The sequence below is a fragment of the Streptomyces panacea genome, from assembly GCF_040560175.1.
Taxonomy (GTDB): domain Bacteria; phylum Actinomycetota; class Actinomycetes; order Streptomycetales; family Streptomycetaceae; genus Streptomyces; species Streptomyces panacea.
Genome location: NZ_JARJHW010000167.1, coordinates 1 through 16,653, shown reverse-complemented (window position 1 = coordinate 16,653; position 16,653 = coordinate 1). Strand labels below are relative to the sequence as shown.

The 16,653-nt window shown below is 70.2% G+C and carries 17 protein-coding genes; 14 read left to right on the top strand and 3 right to left on the bottom strand.

Features of this window, described 5'->3' with window-relative positions:
- The first annotated feature begins 136 nt into the window (after window positions 1-136).
- From P3L51_RS28730 to ssuE, 9 genes are all read left to right on the top strand, one after another.
- Window positions 137-1,708 (top strand): ABC transporter substrate-binding protein, encoded by a 1,572-nt coding sequence (locus P3L51_RS28730; protein ID WP_354608232.1) that lies wholly within the window; start codon window positions 137-139, stop codon window positions 1,706-1,708.
- Between the two features lie 46 nt (window positions 1,709-1,754).
- Window positions 1,755-2,783, top strand: a complete 1,029-nt coding sequence (locus P3L51_RS28725; RefSeq protein ID WP_354608231.1) for an ABC transporter permease — start codon at window positions 1,755-1,757, stop codon at window positions 2,781-2,783.
- A 3-nt stretch (window positions 2,784-2,786) separates the two neighbouring features.
- Window positions 2,787-3,674, top strand: a complete 888-nt coding sequence (locus tag P3L51_RS28720) for an ABC transporter permease (RefSeq protein ID WP_354608230.1) — start codon at window positions 2,787-2,789, stop codon at window positions 3,672-3,674.
- Window positions 3,671-4,621 carry an ABC transporter ATP-binding protein gene (locus P3L51_RS28715; protein WP_354608229.1) on the top strand — a complete coding sequence of 317 codons (951 nt, stop codon included), beginning with the start codon at window positions 3,671-3,673 and terminating at the stop codon, window positions 4,619-4,621. Before P3L51_RS28720 ends, P3L51_RS28715 begins: the two co-directional genes overlap by 4 nt.
- A gap of 95 nt (window positions 4,622-4,716) precedes the next feature.
- Window positions 4,717-5,526: an ABC transporter ATP-binding protein gene (locus P3L51_RS28710; protein ID WP_354608233.1), complete on the top strand. Its 810-nt coding sequence runs from the start codon at window positions 4,717-4,719 to the stop codon at window positions 5,524-5,526.
- A gap of 37 nt (window positions 5,527-5,563) precedes the next feature.
- Window positions 5,564-6,904, top strand: a complete 1,341-nt coding sequence (locus tag P3L51_RS28705) for an NtaA/DmoA family FMN-dependent monooxygenase (protein WP_354608228.1) — start codon at window positions 5,564-5,566, stop codon at window positions 6,902-6,904.
- A 44-nt stretch (window positions 6,905-6,948) separates the two neighbouring features.
- Window positions 6,949-7,989, top strand: coding sequence for an LLM class flavin-dependent oxidoreductase (locus tag P3L51_RS28700; RefSeq protein ID WP_354608227.1), 1,041 nt, complete (start codon window positions 6,949-6,951; stop codon window positions 7,987-7,989).
- Window position 7,990: 1 nt separating this feature from the next.
- On the top strand, window positions 7,991-8,791 hold the full coding sequence (locus P3L51_RS28695; protein ID WP_354608226.1) for an alpha/beta hydrolase: 801 nt from the start codon (window positions 7,991-7,993) through the stop codon (window positions 8,789-8,791).
- A 105-nt stretch (window positions 8,792-8,896) separates the two neighbouring features.
- On the top strand, window positions 8,897-9,505 hold the full coding sequence (gene ssuE / locus P3L51_RS28690; RefSeq protein ID WP_354608225.1) for an NADPH-dependent FMN reductase: 609 nt from the start codon (window positions 8,897-8,899) through the stop codon (window positions 9,503-9,505).
- 905 nt (window positions 9,506-10,410) lie between these two features.
- On the opposite strand, the gene P3L51_RS28685 is transcribed toward ssuE, so the two are convergent.
- Window positions 10,411-11,349, bottom strand: a complete 939-nt coding sequence (locus P3L51_RS28685; RefSeq protein ID WP_354608224.1) for a zinc-binding dehydrogenase — start codon at window positions 11,347-11,349, stop codon at window positions 10,411-10,413.
- Between the two features lie 118 nt (window positions 11,350-11,467).
- Here P3L51_RS28685 and P3L51_RS28680 point away from each other — a divergent pair, with 118 nt between their 5' ends.
- Window positions 11,468-12,082 carry an acyl-CoA-like ligand-binding transcription factor gene (locus P3L51_RS28680; protein WP_354608223.1) on the top strand — a complete coding sequence of 205 codons (615 nt, stop codon included), beginning with the start codon at window positions 11,468-11,470 and terminating at the stop codon, window positions 12,080-12,082.
- Between the two features lie 154 nt (window positions 12,083-12,236).
- On the opposite strand, the gene P3L51_RS28675 is transcribed toward P3L51_RS28680, so the two are convergent.
- Window positions 12,237-13,124: an alpha/beta fold hydrolase gene (locus P3L51_RS28675; protein ID WP_354608222.1), complete on the bottom strand. Its 888-nt coding sequence runs from the start codon at window positions 13,122-13,124 to the stop codon at window positions 12,237-12,239.
- Between the two features lie 88 nt (window positions 13,125-13,212).
- On the opposite strand from P3L51_RS28675, the gene P3L51_RS28670 reads away from it, so the two are divergent.
- A complete protein-coding gene (locus P3L51_RS28670; protein ID WP_354608221.1) occupies window positions 13,213-13,692 on the top strand; it encodes a MarR family winged helix-turn-helix transcriptional regulator in 480 nt (159 codons plus the stop codon).
- Window positions 13,693-13,867: 175 nt separating this feature from the next.
- Here the strand turns inward: P3L51_RS28670 and P3L51_RS28665 are convergent, their stop codons facing one another.
- Window positions 13,868-14,788: a helix-turn-helix transcriptional regulator gene (locus P3L51_RS28665; RefSeq protein ID WP_354608220.1), complete on the bottom strand. Its 921-nt coding sequence runs from the start codon at window positions 14,786-14,788 to the stop codon at window positions 13,868-13,870.
- Window positions 14,789-15,010: 222 nt separating this feature from the next.
- Here P3L51_RS28665 and P3L51_RS28660 point away from each other — a divergent pair, with 222 nt between their 5' ends.
- From P3L51_RS28660 to P3L51_RS28650, 3 genes are all read left to right on the top strand, one after another.
- Complete coding sequence (locus tag P3L51_RS28660; protein ID WP_354608219.1) at window positions 15,011-15,334, top strand: carboxymuconolactone decarboxylase family protein; 324 nt, start codon at window positions 15,011-15,013, stop codon at window positions 15,332-15,334.
- A 47-nt stretch (window positions 15,335-15,381) separates the two neighbouring features.
- Window positions 15,382-16,221 (top strand): SDR family oxidoreductase, encoded by an 840-nt coding sequence (locus P3L51_RS28655; protein WP_354608218.1) that lies wholly within the window; start codon window positions 15,382-15,384, stop codon window positions 16,219-16,221.
- 48 nt (window positions 16,222-16,269) lie between these two features.
- Window positions 16,270-16,653: (R)-mandelonitrile lyase (locus P3L51_RS28650; protein ID WP_354608217.1), on the top strand; the 384-nt coding region annotated here is incomplete at its 3' end.

Sequence of the window (16,653 nt, the reverse complement as noted above, 5' to 3'; positions counted from 1 at the left end):
AGACAGGACCTGTGCGACGAAGCCTCCGTCGGCATGCCCGCCCCCGCACGAGCCGACGTCCGCGCCCACGTGGCCCGTCCTCGTCCGCCGATCCCGACGCCCCGTCACGGGCAGGGATCATCAGAGAGAGAAAGACATGTCCGGACGACTCACGCTCCGCCGCCCACTGGACCTCCGATCCCGACGACGGGCCGGCCGGCTGCGCTTCGCCGCCCTCGGCACCGCTCTCGTCACCGTGCTCGTTCCCTCCCTCGCCGCGTGCGGCGGCGACGCCGCCTCCTCGGGCGGCGACGCCACTCTCAAGTGGACCTCCTCCTATTTCCCGACCCACTGGGACCCGGTGGTCGGCGGCAGCGGCGCCCAGTTCCGCGAACTCTCCCTGGTCTACGCCTCGTTGACGCGCACCGACGAGAGGGGCAATGCGGTCCCGGATCTCGCCGAGAGCTGGGAGTACAACGACAGGGGCGACCGGATCACCTTCCGTCTCCGTCCCGGCCTGAAGTTCAGCGACGGCGAGCCCCTGGACGCCACCGCCGTCAAAGCCGCGGTCGAACGGGCCAAGGAGCAGGAGGACTCGGCGCTCTTCGGTGACCTGACCTCGATCAAGTCGGTGGAGGCGGACGGCCTGGACGCGATCGTGACGCTCAGTCAGGTCGACTACCAGATACCGCAGTTGTTCGGTCAGCGGGTCCTCCAGATCGCCAGTCCCAAGGCGGCCGGGTCCCCGAAGGAACTGGACCGCGCCCCGGTCGGCGCCGGACCGTTCGTCGTCACGCAGCTGATACCGGGCACCAAGGCGGTGCTGAAGAAGAATCCGGACTACTGGGACGTTGAGAACATCCACATCGACAACGTCGAGCTGACGTCCGCGCCCGACGCCTCCACCGTCGTCTCCGGCCTCCAGACAGGCGTCTACAACTTCGCGGACATCGAGCCCAGCCAGGCGGACGCCGCCAAGAAGGCCGGCCTGGACGTCTTCGTCCAGCCCGGTTTCAACGCCTCGAACATCAGCCTCAACGTCAACAAGGCCCCGTTCGACGACAGCAGGGTGGTCGACGCCGTCCGCCATGCCGTCAACCGCCAGGAGTTCGTCGACAAGATGACGTTCGGCTACGGCGAGGTGACCAACCAGCCGTTCCCCGAGAGTTACGTCGCCTACGACCCGGGGTCCCGGGACGCGTACCCGTACGACCCTGCGAAGTCGAAGAAGCTCCTCGCCGACGCGGGTCACGGGGCCGGTGACATCGAACTCGATCTGGTCATCCCCTCGGAGGACCCGCAGGCCGAGATCGTCCAGTCGCAGCTGGCCAAGGTCGGCATCACCGTCAACATCAAGATCGACAAGAACTGGGCCACCCCGTTCTTCGCCAAGGACCTGACCTTCTCGCTCTACGGCACCACGGGACGCGACTCCGCCGCGCAGACCCTCACCGCCCACTTCGGCCCCGACGGCCCGCTGAATCTCAGCTCGCCCTACGAACCGTCCGGTTTCGACGCGGCCATCGCCAAGGTGCGCCAGACCCCGCTGGAAGCGCCCGAATACCCGAAGGTCCTCCAGGCGGCGACCCGCGCCGGTCTCAAGAGCGAGGCGCTCGTCTTCACGTACTCCTCGCCGAACCTCATCGCCAAGAGCAAGTCGATCTCGGACCTGCCGCGGAATCCGGCCCACATCGACTGGACCGGCGTGACCGTCACCGGCTCCAACTGAGCCCCGTCCACAGCGGATCAGCCCAACACAGAGAGGAGGCATCCCCATGACGAAGACCGCGGCAGAGACGGCGCCCGACCGGCCTCACGGGGTCGCCGCGGCCAGGACGCGGCAGGCGCTGCGCCGCGTCGTCGGCGTCGTCGCCCGGTCGGTCGCGATCTTCGTGCCGGTCTTCCTGGTCGCCACATTCGTGACGTTCGCGCTGCGCTCGCTGAGCGGGCTCAGCCCGGCGCGCATTCAGCTGGGCGAGACGGCGACTCCCGAGGCGATCGCCCGCGTCGAGGCCCAATGGGGCCTCGACCGGCCCTTCCTGGTCCAGTACGGGGACTGGCTCGGCGGTGTTCTCCACGGTGAGCTGGGCACCAGTTGGACCAACGGCGCGGACATCTCCACACTCATCGGCCTCGGCCTGGGCGTGAGTCTGTCGATCGCGACATTCGCGCTGGTCATCGGCGTGGTCGTCGGCTTCCTCCTCGGCACGCTGGCGGCCCTGCGGCGCACCACCTGGATCGACCGGGCGATCACGGGCTTCGTCACCGTCATCTCGGTGATGCCCGCGTTCGTGGTCGGCATCGTGCTGGTCGCGGTCCTCGCGGTCGGGCTCCAACTGTTCCCGGCCGCCGGCTACGTCCCTGCCGAGCAGGGCGTCGGGCCGTGGCTCGCGCACATCACGCTGCCCGCCGTCGCGCTGAGCTTCGACGTCATCGCGGACGTCGCCCGCCAGTTGCGTACGAGTCTGATCGCCGCCTACTCCGAGAACTATGTGACGGGCGCGGTGGTACGGGGGCTGAGCCCCCGCCGGATCTTCTTCGGCCATGTGCTGCGCAACGGTCTGGGGCCGACGCTGGCCACCCTGGGCCTGAAGTTCCCGTCCCTGGTGGGCGCCTCCGTCGTGACGGAGTGGATCTTCGGTCTCCAGGGATTCGGCAGATTCGCCAACGATTCCGCCCAGGCCGGTGACGTACCCGCCGTACAGGGAGTCCTCGTGGTGTCGATCGTCCTTGTCGTCGGCTTCAACCTGATCGTCAACCTGATGCTGGCGCGTGTGACGCCGGCGTCCCAGCGGGGAGTGTGAACCATGGTGCGCCGCGTCCTCTCACTCACCTCCGGCCGGATCGCCGTGGTCATCCTCACCGTGATCGCCCTGCTCGCCGTACTCGGGCCGTTTCTCACTCCGCAGGACCCGCTGGCCACCAGCGACAACACGCTCGCCGCCGCCTCGGGCGCCCACTGGCTGGGCACCGACCACCTCGGCCGTGACGTGTTCAGCCGGCTGCTCGACGGATCCCGCGTCAGTGTGCTCGGCTCGCTCGAAGTGGCCCTGGTCGCACTGGTGGGCGCGATTCCCGGCATCCTGTCCGTCTATCTGGGCCGCGTCTTCGAGTGGCTCACCCTGCGGCTGGCCGACACGCTGGTCGCCCTGCCGTTCCTGCTGTTCGCCGTCGCCGTGATCGCGCTGCTCGGAAACGGGATCACCCAGGCCATGCTCGTCACGGGCGTGCTGGTGTCCCCGCTGTTCTACCGGGTGGCCCGCGCCGCCACCCTCTCGGTGGCCCGCTCGCACTACGTGGAAGCCGCGCTCATCTCCGGGGCCTCCCTGGGCTGGGTCGTACGCCGCCATGTCTGGGCCAAGGTGCTGCCGCCGATGGCGGTCGCGCTCGCCCAGACCATCGGTGTCGGCTTCGTGATCGTCGCGAGTCTCACGTTCCTCGGGATCGGCGTCCAGCCGCCCGCACCCACCTGGGGCGGCCTGCTCGCCTCCGACCTGGGCTATCTCAGCCACCGGCCGTGGGCGCCGCTGCCCCCCGCACTGCTGATCATGGCGACCGTCTGGGCCGCCAACCTGCTCGCCGACGCCATCCGTGACGTGTCCGGCGAAGCCGGCCGCGCACTGGTCAACACCCGCAAGGTCCACGCCAACCGCCTCGACAAGGCCGGCCCCGCCCCCGCCGGAGGTACCTCATGACGACGCTGTCCGAGAACTTCGCCCCGGGGACCCGGCAGAGCCCACGGGCCCCACAGCGCACCCGGAGGACCAGCTCCCCCGACGACACGGCCGTTCCGGCGGCCGATCCCACGGCCCCGCCGGTGCTCGCCCTGCGCGACGTACGCATCGGCGACCAGGCCGACCGCCGCGAGATCGTCCACGGGGTGAGCTTCGAACTCACGGCGGGCAACGCGGTCGGCATCGTCGGCGAGTCGGGCAGCGGCAAGACCCTGACGTGCCGCGCGGCGCTGGGCATCCTGCCCCCGCACTTCGAGGTAACCGGCGGATCGATCGCGATCGACGGCACCGACATCAGTACGCTGACGCCGCGTCAGTGGACGGCCCTGCGGGGCGGAACGATCAGCGCCGTCTTCCAGGACCCGGCGTCCTACCTCAACCCCTCGATCCGGATGGGCGCGCAGATCGCCGAGGTGATCCGGGTCAAGAAGGGGCTGAAGCGGCGTGCGGCGCGGCGGCTCGCCCTGGAGTTGCTGCGGGCGGTCCAACTGCGTGACCCGGAGCTGGTCTACGGCCAGTACACGTACGAGCTGTCCGGCGGCATGCTCCAGCGTGTGCTGATCGCGGCCGCGATCGCCGCCGAGCCCCGGCTCCTGATCGCCGACGAGGCCACCACGGCACTCGACGTCACCGTCCAGGCCGAGATCCTCGACCTCCTCGCCGACCTGCGCGAACAAGCCGGTCTGGCCCTCGTCGTCGTCTCCCACGACCTGGCCGTCGTCGCCCAACTGTGCGACGAGGTCCTGGTGATGAGGGAGGGCGAGGTCGTGGAGCGCGGTCCGACACGCTCGGTGCTCCACGATCCGCAGCACCACTACACCCGGCTGCTCATCGCCGGGCACGAGGAGTACGGCCTGGAGAAGTTCCTCGCTCCGAAGACCCCCGCCGCATCCGAGGAGGCGTCGTGACCACCGAGTCGCCGGGCGGGCCGCCGGAGAAGGCCGCCACCGAGTCCGCCGAGTCCGCCGGGCCGCCGGACGCCGACGAAACCCGGGAACCGGTCCTGGACGTCAACGGCCTGGAGGTCCACTACGGTTCGCGCCGCCGGCGCCGGCGCGCCCTGGGCGGATTCTCGCTGAGCGTCGCGCCCGGCGAGACGGTCGGCGTCATCGGGGAGACGGGATCGGGAAAATCCACCTTCGCGCGCGCCGTACTCGGCCTCGTACGCCCGTCGGCGGGTTCGGTCGTCATCGGCGGCGAGGACGTGAGCGCGTACGGACAGCGGCAGTGGCGCGACCTGCGCCGGCGCGGGGTGATCCAGTACGTCTTCCAGGACCCGCTGCGCAGCCTCGACCCGGACCTCACCGTCGAGGAGTCGCTGACCGAGCCGCTGCTCGTCCAGGGTGTCCCGGGTAAGGAAGCGGCCGAGCGCGCCCGCGCCTTCCTGGCCCGGGTGCGCCTCGCGGAAGAACTTCTCGGCCGGCTGCCCGGGGAGCTGTCCGGAGGTCAGCGCCAGCGCGTCGCGGTGGCCCGCGCGCTGGTCACCGAGCCCCGGCTGGTCGTCCTCGACGAGCCCGTCAGCGCCCTGGACTCCGCCAACCGCGTCCAGATCCTGGGAATCCTCAAAGAACTGCGCGCCACCGGGGTCTCCCTCGTCTTCATCTCCCACGACCTCGGATCCGTCGCCGGGATCGCCGATCGCATCGCCGTCCTCCACCAGGGCGAACTCGTCGAGGTCGGCGCCGCCCGCGACGTCATCAACCAGCCGCGACACCCGTACACGCGCCTGCTCGTCCGCTCCGCGCCCACCCTGCGCACCGCCCCGGCGGACAGGGCGGAGCGCGAAGCCCTGCGCGCGCTGCTGAACGCCTGAGCCCACGGCAGACAGGCCACGACTGACAGGAAGAGCCATGTCCCGCACGATCCATCTCGCACTGCATCCCTACGGCGTCGGCGGCCCCGGCCAGCACGGCCTCTGGAAGGACCCGCGCGTCGCCAAGGACGCCAGCATCGACATCAATTACTACATCCGGCAGGCCCAGGCGGCCGAACACGCTTTGTTCGACGCCCTGTTCGTGGTCGACAGCCAGTTCATCAACGCCACCTACCCGGCGCACTACCTCAACCGGCTCGAACCACTGACCCTGTTGTCGGCGGTGGCCACCCACACCCGGCACATCGGGCTGGTGGGCACGGCGAGTTCGACGTACAACTCACCGTTCAACCTCGCGCGCCGCTTCGCCTCGCTCGACCACATCAGCGGCGGACGGGCCGGCTGGAACGTGGTGACCAGTTTCGACACCGGCACCTCCAGGAACTTCGGACTCGACGAACACCTCGACTACACCACCCGTTACGGCCGCGCCCTGGAGTTCGTCCAGGTCGCCCGCGGTCTGTGGGACTCCTACGAGGACGACGCCTTCCCGGCCGACGTGGCGCGCGACGTCTTCCTCGACCCGGCCAAGCTGCACGCGCTCGACCACGCCGGCGAGCACTTCCAGGTCGCCGGGCCGCTCAACCTCTCCCGCTCGCCGCAGGGCCAGCCGGTGATCTTCCAGGCCGGGGTCTCCGAGGAGGGCCGCGATCTCGCCGCCCGGGTCGCCGAGGGCATCTACGCGCCGGGGGGCGCGCTGGAGCAGGCACGGGCGTACTACGCCGACATCAAGCGGCGCACCGCGGCGTACGGGCGCGATCCCGACCACATCAAGATCTTCATCCACGGCGGTCCGGTCGTCGCGGGCACCGACGAGGACGCCAGGCGGCGCGAGCGGGAGATCTTCGAGGAGGACAACGACTTCGACCGCAATCTCGCACTGCTGGGCCGCGCCTTCGGGGCGTACGACTTCAGCTCGCACGATCTGGACGCGCCGTTCCCGGACGTGGCCCACCTCGCCGAGAAGGGCGGCCGTACGGGCGCCGCCAAAATCATCGAGCGGGCCCGGACCGATGACCTGACGCTGCGTCAAGTCGCCCAATCCCTGGGGGAGTTCCGCCGGTCGCCGTTCGTCGGCGCGCCCGAGACCGTCGCCGCCACCATCGAGGAGTGGTTCGACGCCGGCACCTTCGACGGCATCAACCTCGCGTTCCGCACCGACGACGACCTCAGCCTCTTCGTCGACGGTGTCGTCCCCATCCTCCAAAAGCGCGGCCTGTTCCGCACCGAGTACGCGGCCGACACCCTGCGCGGCAACCTCGGCCTGCCGGTCCCCGCCAACCGCCACACCCACGAGCCCCAGCTCGCGAACGACTGAGCCGCCACTCCCCGGTCCGGTCCGGACTCCGAAAGGCACTCACCATGACCACCGAGACACCACGCCTCAGACTCGGCTTCCTCACCCACGTCCAGGGCCGCGGCAGCGACCAGGCCCGGATCTACCGCAACGCGCAGGACCTCTTCGTCGCCGCCGACGAACTCGGCTTCGACGTCGGCTGGGTCGCCCAGCACCACGTCCCCGCCGGCGGGGGCGGACTCTCCTCACCGTGGACGTTCCTCGCCCACGCGGCGGCGAGGACCACCCGGATCCGGCTCGGCACCGCCATCACGGTCCTTCCGCTGGAGGACCCGGTGCGTCTCGCCGAGGACGTCGCCACCGTGGACACACTCAGCGGCGGGCGCGTCGAGATCGGCGTGGGCAGCGGCTACAACGCGCGGGAGTACGCCGCGTTCGGCCAGGACGTCGCCCGCAAGCGCGAGTTGACCAGTCAGAACCTCGACGTGCTGCGCCACGCCCTGGCCAATGAGGAGGTGCGTACGCCCGGCTTCCGTATCCAGCCGGCCGCCACCGGCTTCTCGGACCGGATCTGGCAGGGCGTCTTCAGCGAGGGCGGGGCCGCCTACGCCGCCGCCGGTGGCTCGAACCTGCTGCTCAACCGTGCCGCGTACGGATTCGACGCCCCGACCGACGAGGTGCAGCGCCCCTGGGCGGACGCGTACCTCGACGCCTGGGACCGGCCGCGGCGCCCCCGGATCGGGCTGTCCCGGTTCGTCTTTCCCGCGAAGGACAGACGCACGGCGCTCCGCCAGATCAGCGATGACGTCCACGGGGCGGCACTGCGTATGTCGGAGAGCGGCGCTTTCCCGAAGGGCCTGTCCGTGGACGAGGCGCTGCGCCGCTTCCACTCCTTCTACGGCGCCCCCGAGGAGATCGTCGAGGCGCTCAGGCGGGAGCGGGTCCTGCCCGTCGCGACCGACCTGATCACGCAGTTCAACCCCGCGATCCCCGACCAGGACGCGGCGCTGCGGGCCCTCGAACTCATCGCGACCGAGGTGGCGCCCGCCCTGGGCTGGCAGCCCGCGACCGTCGCGGGACCGGTCCCCGAACCCGCAGGAGTGTGAGATGACCGAGTACACCGACCACTACGGCCCCGAGGGTCTGCGCACGCGCGCCACGATCATCGTGGTGCCCGGCCGTGGAGAGACCCGCGCGACCTACGCGCGGCTCGGCAGGCGGCTCGCCGCCGACGCCTACCGCGTCCGTGTCGTCGACGCCCCGTCCGTCGACACGACGGGCCCGGACTCCGCCGACATCGACACCGGCGACCTGGCCGGCTCGCTGGACCGCTTCGGCGGACGGCTCGCGGAGGCGGTCGCGGGCACCGCCGATGACGACGACGGTGTCGTGCGGCCCGTCGTGCTGGTGGGGGCCGACACCGGAGCCGTCGCCGTCGCCGCGCTCCTCGGCAGGACGCAGACCCCGGCCGCTTTCCGGCCGGACGCCGTCGTTCTCGCGGGGCTCCCGGGCGGCGCCGCCGCCACCGCCGGGACCTGGGACGAGGAACTCGACGTACGTACCTCCTGCCCCGCCCATCGCGGCGCGCTCACCGACGACTCACAGGTGCGGCGGGGCTCGCTCGGCGACGCCGTACCGGACGTACTGCTCAGGGCGGCGTTCGACAGCGAGGCCGACGTGCCCGCGCTGCTCCTCGTCGGCGACACCGACCCGCTCGCGGACCGCGACGCGCTCGTCCGCGCGACGAAGTCACTGGCCCGTGCCCGCCTTTCGGTGGTCCGCGGTGCCCACCACGACGTCCTGAACGACGTGCAGCACCGCTCGGTGGCAGCAGAGGTCGTCACCTTCCTGGAGACGCTGCGCAACGAGCTGGTGCCGGTGGTCGCGGTGGAATCCAGCGCGTGGTGAGAACCGCGGCCCGAGAGTCACGCCGGCGGCGAGCGCCTCGCCGGCGTGACCGGACCGCCCAGTCCCCCGGCACCTCCGCACCCCCAACCCTGGAAGGGTCCTCACATGGCCGCCATCCTGTCCGTATCCGGTAGCCCCTCCGCCACCTCCCGCACCGCGGGGCTCCTGCGCCACCTGGACGACCGGCTCCGTCAGCAGGGGCACGACGTGATCTCGCTGGAGGTGCGCACCCTGCCCGCCGAGGCCCTGCTCGGCGCCGACTTCCGCCACCCGGCCATCGTCGAGGCCACGGCACTGTTCGCACGGGCGGACGGGGTGGTGATAGGCACTCCCGTCTACAAGGCGGCCTACTCGGGGCTGTTGAAGTCTCTGCTCGACCTGCTGCCGCAGTACGCGCTGACCGACAAGACGGTGCTGCCGCTGGCCACCGGCGGCACCACGGCCCATGTCCTGGCCATCGACTACGCGCTGCGCCCGGTACTGAGCTCCATGGGCGCCGGGCACATCGCCCCCGGCTGGTTCACGCTCGACAAGGAGATCACCGTCGGCGCCGACGGCACACTGACCGTCGCGCCGGCCGCCGCCGAGGCCCTCGCCCGGGTCACCGACCGGTTCTCCGCCCTGCTGGGGGGCGCGACCTCTCGCGTGGGGGCCGTCGGAGCTCAGGGACCGGCCAAGCAGGTGCGGATGCCCGCCGGCGTGGTGGGACCGTAGCCCTCGCCGCGCCAGGCCCTCGCCGACGATCAGCCGCTGACGCGGGGCGCCATCGGGTCACGCGTGAGGTGTTTCGACGGTCCGGACCGGTCCCTTCGGGGTAGGGCCTGCGCAGATCGGAGGCTCGCGCCGAGCTCGGGCGACATCGTCCCAGCGGGCCGCGCTCCCATGACTGCGGGCAGAGCACGCCGCGGTTGTGGTCGACGATGCTCTTGGTGCTCGCCGGCGGATCGGGCACCAGGACATCGTCGGCCAGGAAGGTCGACGGATTCTTGCCTCGCAGCCGGTAGTGACCGGGCAGCTTGTTCTGGATCAGCCAAGCGTGCGCGGCAGCGCTTGACTGTCAGGTAGGGGCTTATCGTTCCGCTGGCGGCGCCGGTCCCAACCGGCGATGGTCCACGAGGTGTTCACCCCGACCCCCGACGAACTGGCCCGCGCCCGCGATCCCGCGATCCCGTACACCGCTTCGAATCCGCCCTTGGCGGAGCGATGTTGGACGAGGGGGCCCCACGGTCGACGATGCGGTCGTCCGACGAGCCCGCCGCCTGCTCTCCGAGACACCGTGGCCCGTCCGGCGCTTGAGGTCGAACCGGCTCAGCGACGAGCCCGGGCCGGTCCGACAAGATCGCCCGGACGGGACCTGGGCGAGTTCACCGCCGAACCGGACACCCCCGGCGCGGCGTCGAACGCCACTGCCCGGCACCGGCCGGCTGCTGACCGGGCGCCCTGTTGTGCGCGACGGAGCCTTTCAGGTACGTGGCGTTCCTGACCAACTTTCATGGAAGCGGGCGCCGACCACCGGGCCACCTCCTCCGACTTGGTGCGTCACGTCGGCGAAGGCGAGCTGCCCGCCCGCCGCGCCGTGTCCGAAGGAGGCCGAGCCCGAGGTGCTCGCGAAGTGGATGTCATCCGAAGGTGGCGACCAACCGTCCGATGACTTCGCCGCGCTCGAGCCGGTCGATTCCGTCGGCGATATCGTCGAATCCGATCTCGGTGATGCGTGAGGACAGTTTGCCTTCGGCGACGAGGTCCAGCACCGCTGCGCAGTCCTCCTTCGACCCGGCCTGCGAGCCGACGAGTTCCACCTCGTTGAGCGTGAGTGTCTGGAGGTCGATCTCGCCGCGTGCGCGGCCGAGGCCGACCTGGACGATCCGTCCGCCACGGCGGACGGAATGGATCGCACCGTCGGTGGTCGTCCCGAACCCGGCGAAGTCGATGACCACGTCGAGGCCCTCGCCGGCGAAGTCGGTGATGTCGCTCGCGACCCTCTCGGCGCCGAGCGAGCGTGCGAAGTCGTGCACGCGCTCGTTCTTCTCGGCCACGAACACCTTCGCGCCGAGTGCGAGCGCGGTCTGCGCGCCGAGGGATCCGAGCCCGCCGAGGCCGATGATCCCGACTCGGGAGCCGGCGGAGACGTTCCCCTGCACCGAGACCGCGTGGTACGAGGTGAGACCCGCGTCGGTAGCGGCTGCCGCCTGGTCGAACGGCACCCCGTCGGGCAGTGCGACGACGAGTCGTTCAAGGACGACGACCTCGTCCGCGAACCCGCCGTTCATCGATGTTCCCGGTCCTTCGATGGCCGCGGGGATGACGACCTTCTGGCCTACGGTGAACTGGGTGACCTCGGATCCCACGGCGGAGACGGTGCCCGCTATCTCGTGGCCGAGCGTGATCGGGCGGAACGGGAGCAGCGGCGTCAGCGTCCCGTCGAGGAACCCGACGTCGCTGTGGCAGAGCCCGGCGGCGCGGACGTGCACGACGAGCTCGTCCGGGGCCGGTGCCGGAGTCGGCACCTCGCTCAGGGTGAGGGGTTTTCCGACTTCGGTGAACTGCCATGCTCGCATCGTCTGCTCCTTGAACGCTTGTCCCGGCGGGTGACCGGTGTGGTGGCCGTGGGGTTCGAGTAGCCACTCGGACCTATATTGGCACCTCGTCCCAAAAATACTTCACTAGGCTCGGACGATGACCACCTCTCGCACTCGCCGGGGGCGACCGCCGGCCTCGACCCGCGAAGCCCTCGAGGAGATCGCCTTCGAGCTGTTGCTTCGCGACGGCTACGAGGCCACGACACTCCAGGCCATCACGACCGCCGGAGGCGTCGGGCGCTCGACCCTGTTCCGCTACTTCGGCTCGAAGGCGGGAATCGTCTGGGGCGAGTTCGATCGTGCCGTCGAGCGGCTGCGCTCGGCCCTCCATGACGCCGATGACGTGCCCGTCATGGAGGCCGTACGGGCGGCGGTCGTCCGGTCCACGCACCAGTCTCAGGCGGCAGCCCCGGACTCGTGGCTCGACCGTTTCCGCGTACTCGACCGGGACGCCGCGCTCGTCGCGGAGACTGCCGCGCACTGGCGCGTATGGGCCGAGACGGTGAGCCGGTACGCGGCGGAGCGCACCGGACTCGACGCGAACGCTCCTCTCCCGGCCGCGATCGGCGGCGCCGTACAGGCGGCCTATGTCGCGGTGCTCAGGCACTGGGCCGAAGCGGACGAGGCGGTCGACATCGATGAATTGGACGACGCGCTGCGTCCCGTAACCGACGCCTTCCAGACGGTTCTCGACGGCGCGACACAGGGCTGACCGGAAACGCGCGAGCACGAGCAGCGTCGCGAGCAGGTTCGCGAGCCGGGGCATGACGAAGGCGGCCCCACGGAGCACGGGCGCGACAGCATCCGCGTGAACTCAGGGCGAGGCCGACCGGGCAAGCTGAGGACACTCTCCTCACCTGGAACCGTCAGACGGCGTCGATGTTTCCGACGAATTCGAGGACGGCCCTCGCCAGCTCATCAGGGGCCTCCATCGCGGCGTAGTGACCCACGCCGTCGAGTGACACCGAACTGACCTCGGTTGCCGCGGCCTGCGACATGGTGCCGACTGTGAAGGGGCCTCCGCCCGCGCCGACCGCGAGTACGGGCATGGTCAGGCCGTGCGTGTCGGCGAGAGCCTTGATTTCGGGGCCCTCCCGCAGCATCGACCGGTAGAGGCCGGTCGCTCCGCGCCAGCCGTCGGGGCGCGAGTAGGTGCGGACGAACTCCTCGATGTCGGCGTCGGTGATCGCTCCTGGAGTCGCGCTCATGGCCGGGAACGCGAACTGTCCCAGGAATTCGCGCTCGCGGCCGGCCAGGAGCATCTCGGGGATGCCGGGGGCGGCGAGAACCCCGATGTGCCAGGCGCCGCCGTGGGTGATGTCGGCCAGCGTTTCGAGGCCGAAGCCGGGCAGACCCATCTCGATCGCGGTGAGACTGAGGACGTTCTGCGGGTGGGTGGTCGCCAGGCGGAAGACGGTCGCCCCGCTGATGTCCTGCCCGGTGAGGTGGACCGGGCCTACGTCGAGATGTTCGATGAGGAGGCGCAGATCCTCGGCCGAGGTCGTGCTGTCGTACTCGCCCTGCCCGTTGTCGGAGTCGCCGAAGCCGCGCAGGTCGACGGCGAAGACTCGGTGGGTCTGCGCGAGGAGCGGGATGAGCTTGTGAAAAGTCCACCAGGTCTCGGGAAACCCGTGGACCAGGAGGACAGGCGATCCGCCGGTTCCCGCCGCTACGTAGTGCAACTGGGTTCCGTTGACCTCTGCGCGGTGGTGCGTGACCCCCGGAAGTGTGCGGCCGGCAGGTGTGACGTCCATTGCTCCTCCTCATTTCGACAACCTTGTTGTCCATGACGTTAGACAACAAGGTTGTCGAAGTCCAGCCGTGTGGCCGTAGTCTTCTTCCATGTCACGATCCGGCGCTGATCTCGCACTGCTCCTGCTCGGAGGCTTCCGCTCGCTGGTGGACGCCGCGACCGCCGAACTGGCCCGCCGCGGCTACGAGGACGTGCGTCCCGTCCACGACTTCGCCATGCGGGCCATCACCGCCGGCGCGGACAACGCTTCGGAACTGGGCCGGCGCCTGTCGGTCTCCAAGCAGGCAGCCGCGAAAACCATCGCGGTCCTACAGGAACGTGGATACGTGGCACGCGACACGGACCCCCTCGACGCCCGCCGCAAACGCCTTCACGTCACCGCACTCGGTTTCGAGGTGTTGCGACAAGGTGAAGCGATCTTCGACGAGTTGCGCGAACAGTGGGAGCGGCAGATCGGTTCCGCCGAACTCGCGCTCCTTGAGACGCACTTGGCGGCGCTGGTCGGCACTAGGCCCGTGCGCCTGGACGCACCGGGCTGGATCGCGCAGGACCTCGGCGACTCGGCGTAGCGCCCGTCCCGCCCAGGGTCACGCGCGCCTTCGATGTACCAGTGTCGTCGAGAGCTCCATCCGCCCGACCGGGAACCGTCGCCACTACCGCCCGCAGGCATCCGAAGTGGAGCGACTTCCCGCGTTCAGACCTTGCCCCTGAGGCCCTTGCACGGAGTCGGAACTGACCTGACACTCAGAGCCCCGGGGGCTTTCCGTAGATCCCGGTTTGGTCGTCGGTGGTGTCCGGGCTGATGGTCGAAGGGGTGCTCTCGGTGGCGGCCCAACTGGCGAGGAGCCGCAGGGTGTCGCTGTCGGCGGTGCCGGGCGCGGCTGTGTACGCGGTGAGAGTGAGACCGGGCCGGGCGGGCAGCTCCATGGCATCGAAGTCGAGGGTGATCTCGCCGACGTCCGGGTGACGGAACGACTTGCGGCCGGTGTGGTGCAGGCGCACGTTGTGCTTGGCCCAGGCGGTACGGAAGTCCTCACTGCGGGTGACGAGTTCGCCGATCAGGCCGGTCAGATCACTGTCGTGGGGGGCTCGTCCGGCTTCGGTTCGCAGCAGGGAGACGGTGGTGTTCAGGGACTCGTCCCAGTAGGGGAAGAAGTCGCGGCCCGCGGGGTGCAGGAATTGGTAGCGGGCGATGTTGACCGGCCTCGGGGCGTCGTCGGCGTACAGGGGTGAGTACAGGGCCCGGCCCAGGGGGTTGGCGGCGAGGATGTCCAAGCGGCCGTTGCGGATGAAGGCCGGCGAGTCGGCCATGGATTCCAGGATGCGCAGGACGCTGTCCGGGATCGGTCCGCGGCTGCGTTTGGTGCGGCGGGCGGGGCGTTTGGCGGCGGCGCGGGCCAGGTCGTAGAGGTGGGCGCGTTCGGCGTCGTCGAGCTGGAGGGCGTTCGCGACGGCGTCGAGGACTCCTTCCGAGGCGCCGGCGATGTGGCCGCGCTCCAGGCGGACGTAGTAGTCGATGCTGACGCCGGCGAGCAGGGCGACTTCTTCACGGCGCAGGCCCGGCACGCGGCGGTTGCCGCCATAGGCGGGCAGCCCGGCCTGCCGCGGAGTGATCTTGGCGCGGCGGGAGGCCAGGAATTCGCGGATGTCGCTCTCAGTACTCACGCATTCCAGGCTAAGACGGTCGGCGCGCTGGTGGGGGGCTCTGTCAGTACCTGGGAGGCCAGGCCCTCCCCAGCCCCTTTGATCTGCGATTTCCTCGATATCGGCAGCGATTGCGGCTCGCGGTACCGGACCGGTACGCGGCGCCGAAGCCACCCGGAAGGGCCGCCGCCACCAGAGAATGATCTGTGCAGATTCATTACGTTTTGACCTAGGAGCCATCGCATGCCGAAGCAGTCCGCACCCCAGGAACTCGCCGCCATCGCGCCGAAGCTCGTCGAGGTCACCGACGATGTCCTGTTCGCCGACGTCTGGGAGCGTCCCGGGCTGTCCCCGCGGGACCGCAGCCTGGTCACGGTGAGCGTGCTGGCCGCCCTGTACCGCTCCGAGCAGCTCGACCACCACCTGGGCGTGGCACTGAACAACGGCCTGAGCGTCGAGGAGTTGTCCGAGGCCATCACCCACCTCGCCTTCTACGCGGGCTGGCCCAACGCCATGACCGCGATCACCCGGCTCAAGAAGATCGCCGACGACCGCGACGCCGGCTGACCCCTTACCCCCTTCACCCCCTCATCACCCGAACGGAGAATCCCCTCATGGGAACGGTCTTCCTGATCACCGGCGCCGGACGCGGTCTCGGCGCGAACCTCACCCGTCAGGCACTCGCAGCGGGCCACCAAGTGGTGGCCACCGCCCGCCGCCCCGAGCATCTCCTCGAATCCTTCGGTGGCGAGCAGGACAACCTGCTGGTCACCGCCCTGGACATCACCGACCCGGCCACCGCGAAAAGTGCCGTTCAGGCCGCTGTCGACCGCTTCGGCCGCGTCGACGTCCTGGTCAACAACGCAGCCAACTTCTACGCGGGCTACTTCGAGGAGATCTCCGACGCGCAGATGCGCGCCCAGGTGGAGACGAACCTGTTCGGGCCGATGAACGTCACCCGCGCCGTGCTGCCCGTCATGCGGGCCCAGCGCGCCGGCCACATCATCACCATCTCCTCCCTGGCCGGCGCCGTCGGCCTGGAGTTCTGCGTCGCCTACGCCGCCGCGAAGTTCGGAGTCGAGGGCTTCATGGAGTCCCTGCGCCACGACGTCGAGCCGTTCGGCATCCGCACGACCATCGTCGAGCCGGGCTTCTTCCGGACCGAGCTGTTGGTCGACGCCTCCACCACGTGGGCGGAGCTGTCGATCGACGACTACGCCGAGCGCACCGCCGTCACCAAGAAGCAGTGGCAGTCCATGAACGGGCAGCAGGCCGGCGATCCCGCCAAGCTCGCGGCCGCCCTGCTGGCCCTCGCCGGTCAGCGGCAGCCACCGGCCCGCTTCGTCGCAGGTTCCGACGCCATCGACGCGGTCGCGGCCAAGGCCAGGGGACTGCTCGCACAGGCCGGTGCCTCCCGTGAGCTGGGCGCCGACCTCGCCCACGACGCTGCCTGATTACCAGGTCGTCCAGCGCCCCACTCCACATGACCAAGGAATAGAGCCATGGAACACATCACCTCCACCCCCACCATGAAGGCCCCCGCCGAGCGCTTCACCGGCGACGTCTACCTCAACATGATCGAGGCCCCCACCGAGCCCGCCCGCCTCGCGGCCGGCCTGGTGCGCTTCACCCCCGGCGCCCGCACCCACTGGCACTCCCACGCGCTCGGCCAGGTCCTCCACGTCACCGACGGCGTCGGCCTGGTCGGCACCCGCGACGGCAGTGTCGCGCGCATCAGCGCCGGCGAGACTCTCAAGTGCCCGGCCGGCGAGGAGCACTGGCACGGCGCCACCGACACCACCCTCATGGCGCACATCGCCCTCGTGGTCGGTGACGGCAAGGGCGACGGCACCACCTGGCTGGAGCCCGTCACCGACGAGCAGTAC

Bases quoted from the DNA above. Each gene is read 5' to 3' on its own strand.
- P3L51_RS28730 (WP_354608232.1), top strand. From the start codon at position 137: ATGTCCGGACGACTCACGCTCCGCCGCCCACTGGACCTCCGATCCCGA.
- P3L51_RS28725 (WP_354608231.1), top strand. From the start codon at position 1,755: ATGACGAAGACCGCGGCAGAGACGGCGCCCGACCGGCCTCACGGGGTC.
- P3L51_RS28720 (WP_354608230.1), top strand. From the start codon at position 2,787: ATGGTGCGCCGCGTCCTCTCACTCACCTCCGGCCGGATCGCCGTGGTC.
- P3L51_RS28715 (WP_354608229.1), top strand. From the start codon at position 3,671: ATGACGACGCTGTCCGAGAACTTCGCCCCGGGGACCCGGCAGAGCCCA.
- P3L51_RS28705 (WP_354608228.1), top strand. From the start codon at position 5,564: ATGTCCCGCACGATCCATCTCGCACTGCATCCCTACGGCGTCGGCGGC.
- P3L51_RS28700 (WP_354608227.1), top strand. From the start codon at position 6,949: ATGACCACCGAGACACCACGCCTCAGACTCGGCTTCCTCACCCACGTC.
- P3L51_RS28695 (WP_354608226.1), top strand. From the start codon at position 7,991: ATGACCGAGTACACCGACCACTACGGCCCCGAGGGTCTGCGCACGCGC.
- ssuE (WP_354608225.1), top strand. From the start codon at position 8,897: ATGGCCGCCATCCTGTCCGTATCCGGTAGCCCCTCCGCCACCTCCCGC.
- P3L51_RS28685 (WP_354608224.1), bottom strand. From the start codon at position 11,349: ATGCGAGCATGGCAGTTCACCGAAGTCGGAAAACCCCTCACCCTGAGC.
- P3L51_RS28680 (WP_354608223.1), top strand. From the start codon at position 11,468: ATGACCACCTCTCGCACTCGCCGGGGGCGACCGCCGGCCTCGACCCGC.
- P3L51_RS28675 (WP_354608222.1), bottom strand. From the start codon at position 13,124: ATGGACGTCACACCTGCCGGCCGCACACTTCCGGGGGTCACGCACCAC.
- P3L51_RS28670 (WP_354608221.1), top strand. From the start codon at position 13,213: ATGTCACGATCCGGCGCTGATCTCGCACTGCTCCTGCTCGGAGGCTTC.
- P3L51_RS28660 (WP_354608219.1), top strand. From the start codon at position 15,011: ATGCCGAAGCAGTCCGCACCCCAGGAACTCGCCGCCATCGCGCCGAAG.
- P3L51_RS28655 (WP_354608218.1), top strand. From the start codon at position 15,382: ATGGGAACGGTCTTCCTGATCACCGGCGCCGGACGCGGTCTCGGCGCG.